The sequence below is a fragment of the Bacillus mycoides genome (genome assembly GCF_000832605.1).
Taxonomy (GTDB): domain Bacteria; phylum Bacillota; class Bacilli; order Bacillales; family Bacillaceae_G; genus Bacillus_A; species Bacillus_A mycoides.
The window spans coordinates 2,231,184-2,248,865 of the sequence record NZ_CP009692.1; the positions used below are offsets into that span (position 1 = coordinate 2,231,184).

Consider the following 17,682-nt stretch of genomic DNA (forward strand, 5'->3'; position numbering starts at 1 on the left):
CTTTTCTATAGTTATCTTTCAATTAATCATATCAAATATATGAAAAGAATTTTAATGTGAATGTATAGAATGTGTAAAGATTCTGTAAATAAGCAATTATTTGTAAAAATATGTGATATATTTCTTCATGTTTATGGAAGGTTATTTTATAACAACGAAAAATGGAGGCATTAACATGTTGAAAAAAGTTTTTGCAATGAGCACAACAGTTGTACTAGCAGCGGGATTATTAAGTGGATGTGGAACGAAGGAATCAAGTGCAAGTAAAAATGAAGATACGAAAAAAGGTTATGTACCGAAGACACTAAATGTTCAATTTGTTCCTTCTCAAAATGCAGATACGTTAGAGGCGAAGGCAAAACCATTGGAAAAGCTATTAAGTGATAAATTAAACATTCCGGTAAAAGTTAGTATTTCAACGAATTACAATACAATTGTAGAAGCGATGGCATCTAAGCAAGTAGATGTAGGCTTTTTACCTCCAACAGCGTATGTGTTAGCGCATGAGAAAAAGGCTGCAAACGTAATTTTACAGGCGCAACGTTTTGGGGTAGATGATGAAACTGGAGCTCCCACAAAGGATTTAGTAGATGTTTATAAATCAGAGTTTGTTGTTAAGAAAGATTCTAATATTAATAGTGTAAAAGATTTAAAAGGTAAAAAAATTGGCTATCAAGATGTAACATCATCAGCGGGTTATGTATGGCCTGCGGCTGTATTGTTAAAAGAGGGAATCGATCCGTTGAAAGATGTGAAACCTGTTACATTAAAAGGTCATGATCAGTCACTTATTGCTCTTTTAAATGGTGATGTAGATGCAGCTGTTGTATTCCAAGATGCTCGTAATATTGTAAAAAAAGATTATCCGAATATATTCGATCAAACGAAAATAGTAAAATTTACGGAGAAAATTCCAAACGATACGATTTCTGTACGTTCTGATTTAGATGCAGAGTGGAGCAAGAAATTACAGGATGCTTTCATTGAAATAGGAAAGAATGAGGAAGGGCACAAAATCATTAAAGAAGTATACTCACATGAAGGATACGTTAAATCTGATGATAGTAAATTTGATATCGTTCGTGAATATGGAAAGAAAGTGAAAACGCAATAATACATATGGAAATGGCGACTAACTGGAAAGTGTGTGATTTCAGTTAGTTTGCCGTTTTTCAGTTATTGATAATACATAGAAGGTAGGTAAGATGTGTGATAGAGTTTCGAAATGTTTCCAAAGTGTATCCGAATGGTACAAAAGGATTGAATAATATAAACTTGAAAATTCAAAAAGGTGAGTTTGTTGTAATGGTCGGGCTATCCGGTGCTGGAAAATCAACACTTCTTAGATCGGTAAATCGCCTTCATGAAATCACAGAAGGAGAAATCATTATTGAAGGGGAGTCTATTACTGCTGCAAAAGGAAAAGGATTACGACGCATGCGCCGAGATATTGGTATGATTTTTCAAAGCTTTAACCTTGTGAAGCGATCAACGGTACTGAAGAATGTATTAGCTGGGCGGGTTGGATATCATTCTACATTGCGTACAACGTTAGGTCTGTTTCCGAAAGAGGATGTGGAGCTTGCATTCCAGGCGCTGAATAGAGTGAATATCTCAGAAAAAGCATATGCACGAGCTGATGAATTATCAGGGGGACAACAGCAACGTGTATCAATTGCTAGAGCATTGGCACAAGAAGCGAAAATCATATTGGCAGATGAGCCTGTTGCTTCGTTAGATCCTCTGACAACAAAGCAAGTAATGGATGATTTGAAGAAAATTAATGAAGATTTTGGAATTACGACAATTGTAAACTTACATTCTATTGATTTAGCGAGGCAATATGCTACTCGTATTATTGGATTACATGCTGGTGAAATTGTTTTTGATGGATTAGTAGAAGAGGCAACGGATGAAAAATTCGCTGAAATTTATGGGGACGTAGCTCAGAAAAGCGCATTATTAGAGGTGGCAGCTAAATGAATGAAGTGACGATATATTCGAAATCGATACCGAAGCCGCCGAGTAAATTGAAACATATGTTAACGGTTATTTTAGTTATTTTACTGTTGTGGGGTAGTAGTGTACAGGTCGACGCATCATTTTCAAAACTAGTAGTTGGTTTTCCGAATATGATGGATTTATTGAAGGAAATGGTGCCACCAGATTGGAGTTATTTTCAAATTATTACAACAGCAATGTTAGATACAATACGTATGGCGATTATTGGAACGACTTTAGGAGCGATTTTAGCCATTCCACTTGCACTATTTGCGGCAAGTAACGTATTTACTAGTGTATTTTTGTACAGTCCAGCTCGATTGATTTTAAATTTTATACGAACAATACCAGATTTATTATTAGCGGCTATTTTTGTAGCGATTTTTGGAATAGGACCACTTCCAGGTATTTTGGCTCTTACTTGTTTCTCCGTTGGACTCGTAGCGAAATTATTGTATGAGTCAATTGAATCAATTGATCCAGGTCCATTAGAAGCGATGACAGCTGTAGGAGCGAATAAGGTGCAATGGATAGTTTATGGGGTCATTCCGCAAGTGAAAGCGCACTTCGTCTCCTATGTACTTTATACATTTGAGGTAAATGTACGTGCAGCAGCTGTTCTAGGTTTAGTAGGAGCAGGTGGGATTGGATTATATTATGATCGTACACTTGGATTTTTACAATATCAACAAACTGCTTCTATTATTATTTATACCCTTGTTGTTGTATTGCTAATTGATTATATAAGTACAGCGTTGCGGGGGAAATTATAATGAGTAAAACGACAATAATCGTACCAAAACCGAAGAAACCGAGTATATATCGCTGGATTATTTTTATAGCACTTACAGTTATATATGTATGGGCCTTTTCAGGAGTCCCGTTAGAGGGAATAAAGAATACGGCGGGAGAAATTACAAAAGCAATTATGACAGGCGTATTGAACCCAGATTGGTCGTATGTATCTTTGCCAGATGGTGAAGATTTATTACACGGTTTAATTGATACGTTGGCAATTGCGATATTAGGTACATTTATTTCTGCTTTTTTATCTGTTCCATTTGCTTTTTGGGCGGCAACGAATATGAGTAGTGGAAAATTAACTTCAGGAACTGGGAAATTTGTACTTAGTTTTGTTCGTACATTTCCTGAATTAGTTATGGCTCTTTTATTTATAAAAGCTGTTGGTCCAGGCTCTTTTGCCGGAGTTCTAGCTTTAGGGTTACACTCTATCGGAATGTTAGGGAAACTATATTCGGAAGGAATTGAAAATATAGATAAGGGACCGACGGAAGCGTTAATAGCAACGGGTGCAAATCGGTTTCAAATACTTTGGTATGCCGTATTACCACAAGTGTTACCGGATTTTCTATCGTATACGTTATACAGGTTTGAAATTAATGTACGATCCGCTGCGATTTTAGGTGTTATTGGAGCAGGTGGTATTGGTACGCCATTAATTTTTGCACTTAGTTCACGTAATTGGTCTCGTGTGGGAATTATTTTATTAGGTATCATTTTAATGGTAATTATAATTGATTTTATTTCAAGTTCTATTCGTAAGCGGATTATTTAATTTGTTTTAAAAGCATCTAATTCAGATGCTTTTTTGTATTTTTAAAGGTTATCAAAAAAGAGATATATCAGAAATTAGTATATTTGTATAAATATACAGATAATTATCTTTATTTTTAAAATAAAAACAATTAAAAAGTATGTCATATTGAATGCCCATACATTCCCTGAATCACTGTATTTTTTATGAAAAATCAAAAAAACATCAACATATTTGTCGATACATGTTGTATAATCTTGCGTGGGAAGCTATCATATAAATGTATAAAACGTTTACTAACATACGCGAAGGGAAGAATAGCATGTCACATTCAATCGAACAACTTTCTATCAACACGATTCGCACATTATCCATTGATGCGATTGAAAAAGCAAACTCTGGTCACCCAGGAATGCCAATGGGTGCAGCACCAATGGCTTATACATTATGGACTCAATTTATGAAACACAATCCAAATAACCCAACGTGGTTTAACCGCGATCGTTTCGTATTATCTGCAGGTCATGGTTCAATGTTACTATACAGCCTACTTCATCTATCTGGTTATGACTTAACAATGGATGATTTAAAGAACTTCCGTCAATGGGGAAGCAAAACTCCAGGACATCCTGAGTACGGTCACACAGCAGGTGTAGACGCAACAACTGGTCCACTTGGACAAGGTATTGCAACTGCTGTTGGTATGGCGATGGCTGAAAGACATTTAGCGGCTAAATACAACCGTGATGCGTATAATGTAGTAGATCATCATACATACGCTATTTGTGGTGATGGAGATTTAATGGAAGGCGTTTCTGCTGAAGCATCTTCATTAGCTGCTCATTTACAATTAGGTCGTCTTGTAGTACTTTACGATTCAAACGATATTTCATTAGATGGCGATTTAAATCGTTCATTCTCTGAAAGTGTAGAAGATCGTTACAAAGCATACGGATGGCAAGTAATCCGTGTTGAGGATGGAAACGATATTGAAGCAATCGCAAAAGCAATTGAAGAAGCGAAAGCTGACGAAAAACGCCCAACGCTAATTGAAGTAAGAACGACAATTGGTTTCGGTTCTCCAAACAAATCAGGAAAATCAGCTTCACATGGTTCTCCACTTGGTGTAGACGAAACAAAATTAACGAAAGAAGCATACGCTTGGACTGCTGAACAAGACTTCCATGTAGCAGAAGAAGTATATGACAACTTCCGTAAAACAGTACAAGATGTTGGTGAAACGACGCAAGCTGCGTGGAACACGATGCTCGGTGAATATGCACAAGCATATCCAGAATTAGCAAACGAACTGCAAGCAGCAATGAACGGTCTTCTTCCAGAAGGTTGGGAACAAAGCTTACCAACTTATGAAGTAGGATCAAAAGCAGCAACACGTAATTCTTCAGGTGCTGTAATTAATGCAATTGCAGAGTCTGTACCATCATTATTTGGTGGATCAGCTGACCTTGCTGGTTCTAACAAAACATATATGAATAACGAAAAAGACTTCACAAGAGCTGATTACAGCGGTAAAAACATTTGGTACGGTGTTCGTGAGTTTGCGATGGGTGCAGCAATGAACGGTATTGCACTACATGGCGGTTTAAAAACTTACGGTGGTACGTTCTTCGTATTCTCTGACTACTTACGTCCAGCAATTCGCCTTGCAGCATTAATGCAATTGCCTGTAACGTATGTATTCACACATGATAGTATCGCTGTTGGTGAAGATGGTCCAACACATGAGCCGGTTGAACAATTAGCAGCACTTCGTGCAATGCCAAACGTTTCTGTTATTCGTCCAGCAGACGGTAACGAATCAGTTGCAGCTTGGAGACTAGCTCTAGAATCAACAAAAACACCAACTGCATTAGTGTTAACTCGTCAAGATCTTCCAACATTAGAAGGTGCAAAAGACGATACTTATGAAAAAGTAGCAAAAGGTGCATATGTAGTTTCTGCAAGCAAGAAAGAAACTGCTGATGTAATCTTAATTGCAACTGGATCTGAAGTAAGCTTAGCAATCGAAGCGCAAAAAGCTCTAGCAGCAGACGGCGTTGATGCAGCTGTTGTTAGCATGCCATCTATGGATCGCTTTGAAGCTCAAACTGCTGAGTACAAAGAATCTGTACTACCAAAAGCAGTAACGAAACGTTTCGCAATTGAAATGGGTGCTACAATGGGATGGCACCGTTATGTAGGTCTTGATGGAGATGTACTAGGTATTGACACATTCGGTGCTTCTGCTCCTGGTGAGAAGATTATGGAAGAGTATGGATTTACTGTAGAGAACGTTGTTCGTAAAGTAAAAGAAATGCTTTAATGATTTTAGAAAAATCTCTCCAGCATGGGGAGATTTTTCTATGTAATTGAGTTTTTTCGACAGGAAAAGTTTTTTCTCTCTCCGTAGTCAGACAATCATTGCAAATCTTCTCTTATATAATGTAGGGAAAAGGTTGTCCAGATCGGGAGGGGAAAAATGAAAACGTATGAATTGTATTTAATTCAAGAGGATATTGCGAAAGCTTACTTTGGTCGTGAATATTTGTTTTTTGATTTATTTGCTCGATTTTCAGAATCTGGGTTCCTTTCGGAGAAGAAAGTATTATATAAACAAATGACGTATATTACGATGCCGTTACAAGTAATGAAAATTCATCATAAATTAGAACAAGCTTTGCGTGTTCTTGGTAAATATGAAAGAACAAATCATACTCATACGCTTTATACAGGAGCCGAATACGGAGAAATAATGGTGAAACCACAATATATTCGAATAAACACTTCTGGAAATGTATCCATGGAAACAACTTTCTTTGAGGTGCTTAGAAAGTGTGAGTTAACATTTTTAGCGATGGATTATGAAAATAAAAAGTACGGTTGGTTAAATCCTCTCAAACAAGTACGAACATATGTGTAAAAAATGTCGAATAGTATCTTGTCTTATTGAAAAGGTTTTAGTACACTGTAAGGTAGACAACATGAAGGAGGAAAAGATATGCCAATGTGGTTAGGTATTCTAGTGGGCGTAGTAGCACTAGTAGCAGGCGTGGCGTTAGGATTTTTCATTGCCCGCAAATACATGATGAATTACTTACAAAAAAATCCACCAATTAACGAACAAATGTTAAAAATGATGATGATGCAAATGGGACAAAAACCTTCCCAAAAGAAAATCAATCAAATGATGAGCGCGATGAACAAGCAACAAACGAAATAAGCGCCAAAGGGCACTCTTACCGAGTGCCCTTTTCTTTTGGTTATAAAAGATATTTAAAACTTTTAAAAATTCTGTGTTTTTGGTAAACTGAAAACATCGCTCATTTTAAGGGAGGAGGATAAATATGAAAGTGTTTTTTAATTTAGCTTGGTTTTTTAAGCAAGAAAAACGAGCGTACATAATCGGAATTATTATGTTATTTGGTGTCGCGCTTCTTGAACTTGTAGCGCCAAGAGTACTGGGCATTGTAGTAGATGAAATTAATAATGGAACATTAACGTCTGAAAAATTGTTGAACTGGGTTATTCTATTAGTAGTTGTAGGAATTACGATGTATATATTACGTTACTTATGGCGTATTATGATTTTTGGATCTTCTTTAAAACTAGCTCGTCAACTGCGAAAGAATCTATATGAACATTTTACTAAGATGAGCCCATCCTTTTATCAATCACGTCGCACAGGCGATTTGATGGCACATGCGACAAATGATATTCAGGCGATTCAGCAAACTGCGGGGGCAGGTGTTTTAACACTCGTTGATTCATTAGCTGTTGGAGGATGTGTACTCGTAGCGATGGGATTTACAATTAGTTGGAAGTTAACGTTATTAAGTTTAATTCCGATGCCAATTGTAGCTATTTCTACAAATTATTATGGAACTTTATTGCATAGAAGATTTCATAAGGCACAGCAATCGTTTTCTGAAATCAATGATAAAGTACAAGAAAGTATGAGTGGGATGAAGGTAATTCGCTCACTTGGACAAGAGAAAGAGGATTTACAAGCGTTTCGGAAGAAATCTGAAGATGTCGTACATAAAAATATGCTAGTTGCACGTATTGACTCGTTATTCGATCCAACGATTTCCCTAATTGTCGGATTTTCATTTTTGATCGCAATTTGTTACGGATCATTATTAGTCGTACGAGGTGAATTAACTGTAGGGGAATTAGTAACATTTACAACGTACTTAGGGACACTTGTATGGCCAATGTTAGCGTTTGGATGGCTATTTAATATTATGGAGCGTGGACGTGCTTCGTATGATCGTGTGGAGAAAATACTTTCACAAACTTCAGATGTAGTGAATAGGGACAATGCTATAAATACTATAGCAAGTGGTGATGTTTCGTTTGCTGTTGATTCGTTTTCTTATAAAAAGAATGAACTATTAAACTTAAAAGATATTTACTTTAACTTAAGAAAAGGTGAAACATTAGGAGTTGTAGGGCGTACCGGTGCAGGGAAGACGACGTTATTAAAATGTTTAATTCGAGAGTATGATCATTTTAATGGTGAATTAAAAGTTGGGGAGCGGGATATTCGAGATTTAACACTTCACGGTGTGCGTTCTGCAATTTCATATGTACCGCAAGATCACTTTTTATTTTCAGCGAGTATTGGGGAGAACATTGCTTTTGGAAAGGCCGATGCTACATATAAAGAAATTAGCCGAGCTGCTGATATTGCTTGTATTCATAATGATATATTTCAATTTCCAGAAGGGTATGACACTGTAGTAGGTGAAAGGGGCGTTTCACTATCAGGAGGTCAAAAACAGAGAATCTCTATTGCGCGTGCATTATTAACAAATGCTGAAATTTTAATATTAGATGATTGTTTATCAGCCGTAGATGCAAAAACAGAAGAAACTATTTTAACTGCATTGAAACGAGAAAGGGCAGAGAAAACGACGATTATTACTGCCCATCGTTTAAGTGCTATTCAGCATGCAAATCTTATTCTTGTTATTGATGAAGGTAGGGTTATGCAGCGAGGGACACATGAGCAATTAATGAAAGAAAATGGTTGGTATAAAGAAATGTACGAAAGCCAGCAGTTAGAGGCATTAGTAGAGAAAGGAGGCGTATGATGGCTGAGAAAAAACGGAGTGATTTAAGAAGGTTGCTTTCTTATATGAGGCCCTATAAAGGGTTATTGGCGGTAGCATTTTTATTTCTAGTTGGTGCAACTGTAACTGAAATGATGGGTCCTTTTTTAATTAAACAATTTCTTGATGAACACTTAGTGCCAGGTAACTTTGAACAATCAGCACTTGTAACCCTATTTGTAGTGTATATTATTGCTCATTTATTAAAAGTATTATTTACTTATTTAGACTTATTGTACTTTCAAAATATCGCTTTTAAGATTGTCCAAGATATGCGAGTTGAAGTGTATGAACATGTTCAAAAATTGTCATTAAGCTTCTTTGATCGTACGCCGATTGGTACGCTCGTATCTCGCATAACGAATGATACAGAAGCGATTAAGGATTTTTATGTTAGTGTACTATCAACATTCGTGAAAAATGTAGTCTTTTTAGTAGGGATTTTAGTAGCGATGTTTTTATTAGATGTAAAATTAGCGCTATTTTCGCTCATATTAATTCCGGTAATGTTTGCAATTATGGTGTTGTATCAACGGAAAAGTGCAGCTTTTTATTTAGAGGTACGTAATCAGCTGAGTATATTAAATGCAAAGTTAAATGAGTCCATTCAAGGTATGAATATTGTTCAGGTGTTCCGGCAAGAAAAGCGGATGAGAAAAGAATTTGAAGAAGTGAACAATAAACATTTTAGTGCTGGACGTCGTACATTGAAATTAGATGCATTACTTTTACGTCCAGCAACAGATCTTGTTCATATTGTAGCAATTGCGGTAGTACTTGGTTTATTCGGAATCGATGCTTTAAAGAGTCCTGTTGAAGTAGGGGTTTTATATGCTTTCGTTAACTATATTCATCGTTTCTTCCAGCCGGTAAATGAGATGATGATGAAACTATCTTTTTTCCAGCAAGCGCTTGTTTCATCATCGCGTGTATTTCATTTAATGGATGATAAAGATTTAGCTCCTGTTCAAATGGGGAGTGAACAGCCACGAGTAGCTAACGGGGAAATTCAGTTTAAAGATGTTACTTTTTCATATGATGGAAAGCGTGACGTTTTAAAAAATGTATCTTTTCACGTAAAGTCAGGGCAAACGGTTGCTTTCGTAGGGCATACTGGTAGCGGAAAGAGTACGATTATGAATTTATTAATGAGATTTTACAATATTAAATCAGGAAATATAGTAATAGACGGAGTAGATTTAGAGAAGTTCGAAGAACAAGAAATTCGAAAGAAAATTGGTCTTGTGCTGCAAGATGCATTTTTATTTGCTGGAAATGTAAAGCAAAATATTCGTATGTATAATGAAGAGATTACGGATGAAGAGATAGAGGAAGCGGCAAAGTTTGTGCAAGCGAATACGTTTATTGAAAAATTACCAGAGCAGTATGATACAGAAGTTGTCGAAAGAGGAGCTGCATTTTCTAGTGGTCAAAGGCAATTAATTGCTTTTGCTAGAACGATAGCAACCAATCCGAAAGTATTAGTGTTAGATGAAGCGACGGCAAATATTGATACAGAAACAGAGGAGGCTATCCAAACGGCATTGCAGCAAATGCGAAAAGGTAGAACAACGATAGCGATTGCGCACAGATTGTCTACAATCCAAGATGCGGATCAAATATTTGTTATGCATGAAGGGGAAATTGTAGAAAGCGGAACACATCAAGAGTTACTTAGTAAACAAGGACTTTACTACAATATGTACTTGCTACAAAATAAAGGGAGTTTGCAACAGGCCTTGTAGAATTACAAGGTCTTTTTTCTATTCTCTCAGATATTAAAATGTAATAAAATTTTCGAAATATGTGAGAGATTTGTCGTGTCCTTTAACTAGAGTTGTACATATTGTATATAGAATAACAAAATTTGATAGGAGCTTTTATATGCAAAATAGATCCAGTTCAAATATTACATTTATTGATGTGTCTCATTGGGAAGGAAACATTAATTGGAATGCTGTGAAGTCATCTGGCATTCCAGCGGCGTATGCAAAAGCGACGGAAGGTGTGAACTATATTGACCCTACTTTCGTTCAAAATGTACAAGCTGCGAGAGATGCGAATGTATTAATTGGTGCATATCATTTTGCGCACCCAGAACAAAATGATGCCATTTCAGAAGCGAAACATTTTGTGAATATATTACAGAGTAATCAGACGGACTTAATCCCTGTTTTAGATTTAGAATCGCCAACGGATACTAGCAATAGTAGTTTAACGGGTGCGACTATATCGAATTGGGCAAGAAGTTTCGTAAATTATGTGAAACAAGCTACTGGGAAAAATGTAATGTTATATACAGGAGTTTGGTATATTAATGAATTTGGAATTAGCGGGTTAAGTGACATTCCACTTTGGATTTCCAAATATTCTAGTATACCGCCTGCTGATGCTGGTGGATGGACAGAGTGGACAGCATGGCAGTACACAGATTCTGGGCAAATTTCAGGTGTAGGAAATTGTGACGTATCAGCAGCTGTTTCATTAGAAGCTTTACAAGGAAATGGAGCAAGTGGTGGAGGGAATGTTTTCACGCCTAATAATGCGACTCCAGTATACGGAGTTGCTGTAATTAATGGAGATAATGTGAATTTACGAAGTGGACCATCTTTACAGTCTAGTGTAATTCGCCAATTGAATCGTGGCGAATCATATGAAGTTTGGGGAGAACAAAATGGATGGCTCTGCTTAGGGACAAATCAGTGGGTATATAATGATTCAAGTTATATTCAGTATAAACATTATGTAGCAACTATTACTGGCGATAATGTGAATCTGCGAGATGCTCCATCATTAAACGGGAATGTTATAAGACAGTTACATCATAGTGAATCATATCGAGTATGGAGTAAGCAAGATGGATGGCTTTGCTTAGGGACAAATCAATGGGTATACTATGATTCAAGTTATATTCAGTATGGTGTACAATAAAGTGAATCTAAAAGGTATCTCGACTGAGGTGCCTTTTATGAAAAATATATAATTTTTACAAAGTATATATTGATAACATAGTATAATGTAATTGATATATGTTTAAAAATAATCGGAAATGAAATAAAGGAGTAATAATATGGAGTATGTGCTAATAGGTGGGATTTTAATATTATTAGCTGTAGTGTTTGTACTGTTTTATAAAAATAAACAGTTAGAATCAGAGAGTCAGCAAGTAGAGTTTGAAAAGAAACAAGCGATTGAAACGTATGAAAATGAGATTGCAGCTACGATTACAGGGCATAAAGAACAACAGGATACTTTAAAGAATATGGAACAGAAAAAATATAATGATTTACAAGTGAATACAGCTAGAGAACTTGAAAATATGCGTATGATGAAAAATCAATTGGCTGTTCAACATAGTAAAGAACGTAGTGAAATGCAAGATAAGCATAGTAGGGAAGTACATATGTTTCAAAATTTAATTGCGGATTTACGAGAATATACCAAAAATGGTGCTGAAGTGAATGCGCATGAAATATTACATTATATGAAGCGAGGTTTCGTTGAGCAAGGAATAATACTAGAAGAAGAGTTTCATATTATACCGAACGTTTTTATGATACGCAATAAATATAGAGATAAACGTGACATAAATGATAATCGAATTCATCACCTTATCTTATGTAAAACTGGTATTTATCTACTTGAGACGAAAGAATGGACAGGGAAATTAATCCATGGCTTAACGAAAGAAAATGCGGGTATATATTCATTTATGATTGAGGAAATTGGTAAGTATCAACATGAAATTGAAAAAGAAGAGACACTTGAATTTATTACGGATGGAACTTCATTAACTTTGCAAGTAAGAAATGAAGGGAATCCAGCGTATAAAGCGAAAATGCTATCTCAAACTTTATATAATTGTTTGGAAGAAATGCAAGTAGATATTGTAAAGGAAAAAGTAAAACCAATTGTATATTTTGAAAATGAGAGTGGAAAAGAAGTTATTGATCTTTCTAATGAAGAATTGCCGAGATTTAAAGATAGAGAGCAAATTGTAACGTTTTTCAGAAATGAAGTTTTAACAAGTAAAGTAATATATACAGCACGAGAACTACAAAAGATTAGAGATATGATTGGCCAGATGAATTATGTTGCGAAGTGAAAAATAAAGTAAAACTTTAATTAGTGGGGGTTTATGGGCAACCCGACTTCTACCCTTTACAGCCGAATTTTGAGGTGGGAGTCTAACTGCCCGCAAATAGCGGGATAAAGTAGGTGTTATTTGGGTGGAGAAAGGTAAAAGCTCTATATTGTGGGGAATGTTGTACATTTATTTTTGTTTGCATATATTAATGTACATTGCGTTTATTTTCGTTATTGATATGGTTCATGTGTCATTGAGTGTAATGAGTATTTTGGTGGTAGTAATGCCTTTTATTTTATTAGTTATTATTCAAAAGTCTATCTTACATGTTTCGGCAAGACGTGATAAAGGTAAGAAACAACTGTTCACTATAATGATGGTAGGTCTCATTCCATTGCTAGTATGCACCGTACAATTAAGTATAAATAAATACACTTCAAATTTTAATCAGGATCGGTGGTTAAATTATGAAGAAAAACGAGTACATATGGTAGATGACCTATTACAGGAGCATAAATTGATAGGGAAATCAAACGAGGAAATTACAAAATTGTTAGGGGCCCCTACGAAAACAAGCAGTTTGGAAACGGGAATTACTACACTATACTATCTTGGGAATGAACGTGGTTTCATTCCTATAGATAGTGAATGTCTTGTTTTGCAATTTGATAAAGATGGTAGAGTTATAGAGTATAAGGTACAACGAGATTGAAATAGTGAGAGGAGAAGCTATATCTTTTATAGCTTCTTTTCTATATTCCAATATAGAAAAAGTAGGCAAATAGTAGTCATTCCTATCTATACGAATGAGATAGAGTTTGTTATATTGTAAAGGGTTATTTAGTTTAGAAGTCTGCTAGATAGCCTTAAATATTTTAGATTAGGGAGGGAAGTTAACACGAATTAAGATATAAACGTGTTAAATAATTAGTATGAAAAAAGAATTTTATAATGTTTTAGCTGCATCAATTGTATTTAGTATGGTAACGATTCCAAGTTTTTCCTATGCAGACACAGTAGAAAAGACCGTAACAATTTCAACAGACGAGCAAGCATTAAAAAGTATTGAAAGCCATATGAAAGATGAAGATGGACGTGGAGAGAGCAAAGGAATAACAAATGAAGTACAAGGAGATTTTTTTGTACATATAATAGGTTCAGCATCTTTATTTGATTCTGCTGAGTTACAAAAAGCGACAGGTGTTCAGCTTTCTAATCAAGTAGTGAAAGCCGAAAAACAAAAAGGAAACGCTTACTATATACAAACAGAATCTGGAGCTGGGTGGATACAAAGTAGTGAAGGAAATGTAGAGGTTAAGGAAGTTTATCACTTGGCAAACGAAAAATTAGTAATTAATGAAGAGACAGCTACATATTCCGCACCATTTAATTCATATAAAGACGAGAAAGTGTTACAACCGCAAACAATTATTGCAATTGGACAAGTTGGAGAGTGGTTCCAAGTCCAAATAGATAATGAGGTGAAATGGATTTATGCACCTTCAGCAAAATTTGAGGGTACAAAAGCATCTCTTATTCAAAGCACAACTCCAACTCGTACGAAACGTGCAGCGGTTATGTATACTGCACCAATAGAAGAGAAAACAACGGATATTTACGGTGTACCATTAAAGGAAATGATTGTACCAACAGGTAATGAAAATATTCGTCCAGGTTATGCGATGAAACCAAAATACATTACAATTCATGAGACAGATAATTATAGTGTTGGAGCAAATGCTAGAAACCATGCACAATATTTATACAGTCAAGCAACAGGAACGACTGATCGTTCAGCATCTTGGCATTTTACAGTAGATGATAAAGAAATTTATCAACATCTACCATTAAATGAAAATGGTTGGCATGCTGGAGATGGATCAGAAGGAACCGGTAACAGAGAATCAATTGCAATTGAAATTGCTGTCAATCAAGATGGTGATTATAATAAAGCTGTGGAAAATGCTCGCAAACTAGCAGCCTATTTAATGGGGGAATTAAATATTCCTTTAGAAAATGTAAAAAAACATCAATTTTGGAGCGGAAAGAATTGTCCGGCCATTATGATAAGGAATAATGCGTGGGAGCCATTTTTACAGGGAACGAAAGCTTATTATGATGCGAATCATAAAGATGATATAACTGGCGGTTGGTATGAAGCAGATATTCGTGAATTAGATAAAAGAGGTATTATGGTTGGAGACGGGAAGGGTTCTTACTGGCCAGAACGTCTTGTAACACGTGGTGAATTTGCGAATTTAGTTTCAAGATCATTGCAATTACCAGAGGGGAAATCGAATTTCAAAGATTTAAGCACAGCTCATCCATCGCTAGTAGATGGTATTAATCGTGCAGCTAGTGCTGGGATTATAAGTGGACGAGGAAATGATATATTTGCTCCGAATGATACGATTAAACGTGATGAAGCTGTCATTATGATTGATCGTGCATTGCAATTCAAAAATATTAAAGGTAATTTAGTTCCATTACCATTTACGGATCAAAATTTAGCGTATGATAAACAGGCGGTTCAACGTGTTTATGGGTTAGGTATCGTAAAAGGGAATGAGAATAATGAGTTTATGCCAAAAGGTTCTGCAACACGTGGGGAATCGGCAGCATTTATTAATAGAATGTTAAAAGTAATAGAGAGTAAATAATGGAAAGGCATTCGCTTTGGCGAGTGCTTTTTTATTTTTCAATATGTTATAGAAAGGTGATGTGAATTTTGACTGGAATAAGGAATGAAAGCGGAGGTGATGCATATATTTAGATGCATTGGGTAGTTTTTTGTAATTTTGTATAAAATGAAAAGGAGGTAGGACGGTGAAATCAATACCGACTGAAGTCCTGAGTAAGGAATTGATGGAAAGAGAAGGGGTTATATCTATTACAGTGATGGAATTTGAAAAGATAGAAGTGGCCGGAGTAGTTGTTTCTGGTCCAGCTGTTATTTTAATTAATCAAGATTAAGTACATATTATCAATAAAGAAAAGTAGTCAGAGCATCCGCTTAGGGTGCTTTTTGTTTGTATAGAAGTGTGTATATGATAGATAATTGGGATATTGGAGGGGAATTATGTGGCAATTATTATAACAATGTTATTAATGGGAGTTTTATTAGGATTTGTCGGAGCAGGGGGAGCAGGATTTATCATCGCGATACTCACTCTAGTATTCCATATCCCAATTCATGTTGCTCTTGCAACATCTTTAACTGCGATGGCATTTACGACATTATCTGGAGTAGTAAGTCATTACCGAGAAGGGAATGTTGTGCTTGTAATAGGCGGAGTTGTTGGGGGATTTGGCGCGATTGGTTCCTTTATTGGTTCAAAGTTTGGTTCGTTAATACCAGCACATCTGTTGCATTGGTTTACAGCTGGTATGTTATTTTTATCGGCAATTTTTATGTTTATTCGGTTGATTATGTTTCAAAAAAGATCACAGTCGTCTTTAAAAGGGCATAAAGAACTTTCGAAAGATAACGTGATTAAATGTATATTCCTCGGATTGGTGACTGGAATTTTAGCAGGTGCATTTGGTATTGGCTCAGCACCTTTTATCCAACTCGGATTAATGGTTCTATTAGGTTTAACAATCCGTCAATCTGTAGGGACGACAATGCTCGTTATATTACCAATCGCAATTGGAGGTGGGTTTGGATATAGTTCGGAAGGGTATTTAGATTATGTATTATTAGTACAAGTTTTAATCGGGACAATGTTAGGAGCGTATATAGGAGCTAAGTTTACAAATTATGCACCTCGCATGCTTCTAAGGTTTTCGATGATTATGACACCAATATTAGCTGGATGTATGTTGTTAGTAGATTAAAGAGAATATATAGAAATCTATTAATATATTTTACGAATGAATTATGTAAGTAATTCATATTTCTCATATAAAAGGATTTGCTTTAATATAATGAGTATAAAGTTCGAGTATTCGAAGTATTACTTGAATTATATCCCTATCCCTTTTCTAAAAATGCGAACAAGTTTTGCCCTATTCTATTCAATAGTTTATTGTATAGAAATATATTGTTCGATGACCATTATGGAACGCACATAATGGGTAAATCCCGATCCTTAAAGAGGATGCCCCTAATCTTCATGTGAAAATATGATCGGATAAGAAAGCTGGCCAATTTATGGTCAGCTTTCTTTTTGTTCAATGAGTAAGTCTTCTTTAATTTCTGTTTGCAATAATAAAGTTTTTCCGAAGCGACGTTTACATTCAGCTCGTACTTTTTGAATGGCTAGTAGCTGAGAAGTAGCAGGCACTGTGACAATGGATTGCCGAGGTTTTCGGTTTTCTTCACAAAAAACACATTCCACAACATATTTAGAAATCATAATTTCATCCTTCCGGTTTGAATTTCTAAGAAGGGACTGCTCATGAAGTTGATGTAAACTTTCGGCATCTTTTTACTTATTTCCTCTTTTTTTTCAAAGGGGAAATAAAAAAGAAGGTGAATTTTAGTAGGGGAGGGATGTATATGGAGAGATGGATAGGTACGGCAGCTATTTGTATGAATGAAAGAAATGAAATTTTAATGGTATTGCAAGGAAAAGAAGGGGAAGAAAAAAGGTGGTCTGTCCCAAGTGGAGGACTTGAAAAGGGAGAAACACTAGAAGAATGTTGTATCAGGGAAGTTTGGGAGGAAACAGGCTACAATGTGGAGGTTGTAAATAAAATATACGAAAAAGAAGGTATTACATACGGGATTCCGGTGTATGTTCATTATTACTTTGTTAAAAAAATAGGCGGTAATATGAAAATCCAAGATCCGGATGAGTTAATACATGAGATTGATTGGAAAGGGATACATGAAGTTGGAAAATTATCATTAGCTTTTCCAGAGGATTACGAGCTAATATACCGATATGTAAATAAAAAAGCAAGTGTGTAAATACTTGCTT

Annotated in this window: 17 protein-coding genes; 16 read left to right on the forward strand and 1 reads right to left on the reverse strand. The window is 35.7% G+C overall.

What is annotated here, in order from left to right; genetic code table 11:
• Nucleotides 1-175: 175 nt before the first annotated feature.
• The 15 genes from BG05_RS13475 to BG05_RS13545 all read left to right on the forward strand — a co-directional run bounded on the left by BG05_RS13475 (nucleotide 176) and on the right by BG05_RS13545 (nucleotide 16,594).
• Complete coding sequence (locus BG05_RS13475; RefSeq protein WP_002137777.1) at nucleotides 176-1,114, forward strand: phosphate/phosphite/phosphonate ABC transporter substrate-binding protein; 939 nt, start codon at nucleotides 176-178, stop codon at nucleotides 1,112-1,114.
• 95 nt (nucleotides 1,115-1,209) lie between these two features.
• Nucleotides 1,210-1,983: a phosphonate ABC transporter ATP-binding protein gene (phnC, locus tag BG05_RS13480; protein ID WP_002033479.1), complete on the forward strand. Its 774-nt coding sequence runs from the start codon at nucleotides 1,210-1,212 to the stop codon at nucleotides 1,981-1,983.
• Nucleotides 1,980-2,774 (forward strand): phosphonate ABC transporter, permease protein PhnE, encoded by a 795-nt coding sequence (gene phnE / locus BG05_RS13485; RefSeq protein ID WP_002137773.1) that lies wholly within the window; start codon nucleotides 1,980-1,982, stop codon nucleotides 2,772-2,774. Before phnC ends, phnE (BG05_RS13485) begins: the two co-directional genes overlap by 4 nt.
• Nucleotides 2,774-3,577, forward strand: a complete 804-nt coding sequence (gene phnE / locus BG05_RS13490) for a phosphonate ABC transporter, permease protein PhnE (RefSeq protein ID WP_002066554.1) — start codon at nucleotides 2,774-2,776, stop codon at nucleotides 3,575-3,577. Before phnE (BG05_RS13485) ends, phnE (BG05_RS13490) begins: the two co-directional genes overlap by 1 nt.
• A gap of 301 nt (nucleotides 3,578-3,878) precedes the next feature.
• Nucleotides 3,879-5,879 carry a transketolase gene (gene tkt / locus BG05_RS13495; RefSeq protein WP_033734206.1) on the forward strand — a complete coding sequence of 667 codons (2,001 nt, stop codon included), beginning with the start codon at nucleotides 3,879-3,881 and terminating at the stop codon, nucleotides 5,877-5,879.
• Between the two features lie 156 nt (nucleotides 5,880-6,035).
• Complete coding sequence (sirA, locus tag BG05_RS13500; RefSeq protein WP_002014415.1) at nucleotides 6,036-6,476, forward strand: sporulation inhibitor of replication protein SirA; 441 nt, start codon at nucleotides 6,036-6,038, stop codon at nucleotides 6,474-6,476.
• A gap of 78 nt (nucleotides 6,477-6,554) precedes the next feature.
• Nucleotides 6,555-6,776 carry a YneF family protein gene (locus BG05_RS13505; protein ID WP_001132292.1) on the forward strand — a complete coding sequence of 74 codons (222 nt, stop codon included), beginning with the start codon at nucleotides 6,555-6,557 and terminating at the stop codon, nucleotides 6,774-6,776.
• A 124-nt stretch (nucleotides 6,777-6,900) separates the two neighbouring features.
• Nucleotides 6,901-8,652: an ABC transporter transmembrane domain-containing protein gene (locus BG05_RS13510; RefSeq protein ID WP_002128572.1), complete on the forward strand. Its 1,752-nt coding sequence runs from the start codon at nucleotides 6,901-6,903 to the stop codon at nucleotides 8,650-8,652.
• The gene (locus BG05_RS13515) at nucleotides 8,652-10,415 is read left to right on the forward strand and encodes an ABC transporter ATP-binding protein (RefSeq protein ID WP_002185129.1); all 1,764 of its coding nucleotides are present in this window, start codon (nucleotides 8,652-8,654) and stop codon (nucleotides 10,413-10,415) included. Before BG05_RS13510 ends, BG05_RS13515 begins: the two co-directional genes overlap by 1 nt.
• A 139-nt stretch (nucleotides 10,416-10,554) precedes the next feature.
• Entirely contained in the window at nucleotides 10,555-11,601 is a 1,047-nt protein-coding gene (locus BG05_RS13520; RefSeq protein WP_002185130.1) for a GH25 family lysozyme, read from the forward strand.
• 139 nt (nucleotides 11,602-11,740) lie between these two features.
• Nucleotides 11,741-12,775, forward strand: coding sequence for a nuclease-related domain-containing protein (locus tag BG05_RS13525; protein ID WP_003190850.1), 1,035 nt, complete (start codon nucleotides 11,741-11,743; stop codon nucleotides 12,773-12,775).
• A 124-nt stretch (nucleotides 12,776-12,899) separates the two neighbouring features.
• Nucleotides 12,900-13,469, forward strand: coding sequence for a hypothetical protein (locus BG05_RS13530; protein WP_002167814.1), 570 nt, complete (start codon nucleotides 12,900-12,902; stop codon nucleotides 13,467-13,469).
• A 220-nt stretch (nucleotides 13,470-13,689) separates the two neighbouring features.
• A complete protein-coding gene (locus BG05_RS13535; protein WP_002167815.1) occupies nucleotides 13,690-15,417 on the forward strand; it encodes an S-layer homology domain-containing protein in 1,728 nt (575 codons plus the stop codon).
• Nucleotides 15,418-15,583: 166 nt separating this feature from the next.
• Nucleotides 15,584-15,730: a BC1881 family protein gene (locus BG05_RS30565; RefSeq protein WP_002014405.1), complete on the forward strand. Its 147-nt coding sequence runs from the start codon at nucleotides 15,584-15,586 to the stop codon at nucleotides 15,728-15,730.
• A gap of 108 nt (nucleotides 15,731-15,838) precedes the next feature.
• On the forward strand, nucleotides 15,839-16,594 hold the full coding sequence (locus BG05_RS13545) for a sulfite exporter TauE/SafE family protein (RefSeq protein WP_002137766.1): 756 nt from the start codon (nucleotides 15,839-15,841) through the stop codon (nucleotides 16,592-16,594).
• A gap of 320 nt (nucleotides 16,595-16,914) precedes the next feature.
• Here BG05_RS13545 and BG05_RS13550 read toward each other — a convergent pair whose 3' ends face one another.
• Nucleotides 16,915-17,115: a DUF3903 domain-containing protein gene (locus tag BG05_RS13550; RefSeq protein WP_002167816.1), complete on the reverse strand. Its 201-nt coding sequence runs from the start codon at nucleotides 17,113-17,115 to the stop codon at nucleotides 16,915-16,917.
• A 143-nt stretch (nucleotides 17,116-17,258) separates the two neighbouring features.
• Here BG05_RS13550 and BG05_RS13555 point away from each other — a divergent pair, with 143 nt between their 5' ends.
• On the forward strand, nucleotides 17,259-17,672 hold the full coding sequence (locus tag BG05_RS13555; protein WP_002137764.1) for an NUDIX hydrolase: 414 nt from the start codon (nucleotides 17,259-17,261) through the stop codon (nucleotides 17,670-17,672).
• The last annotated feature ends 10 nt before the right edge of the window (nucleotides 17,673-17,682 follow it).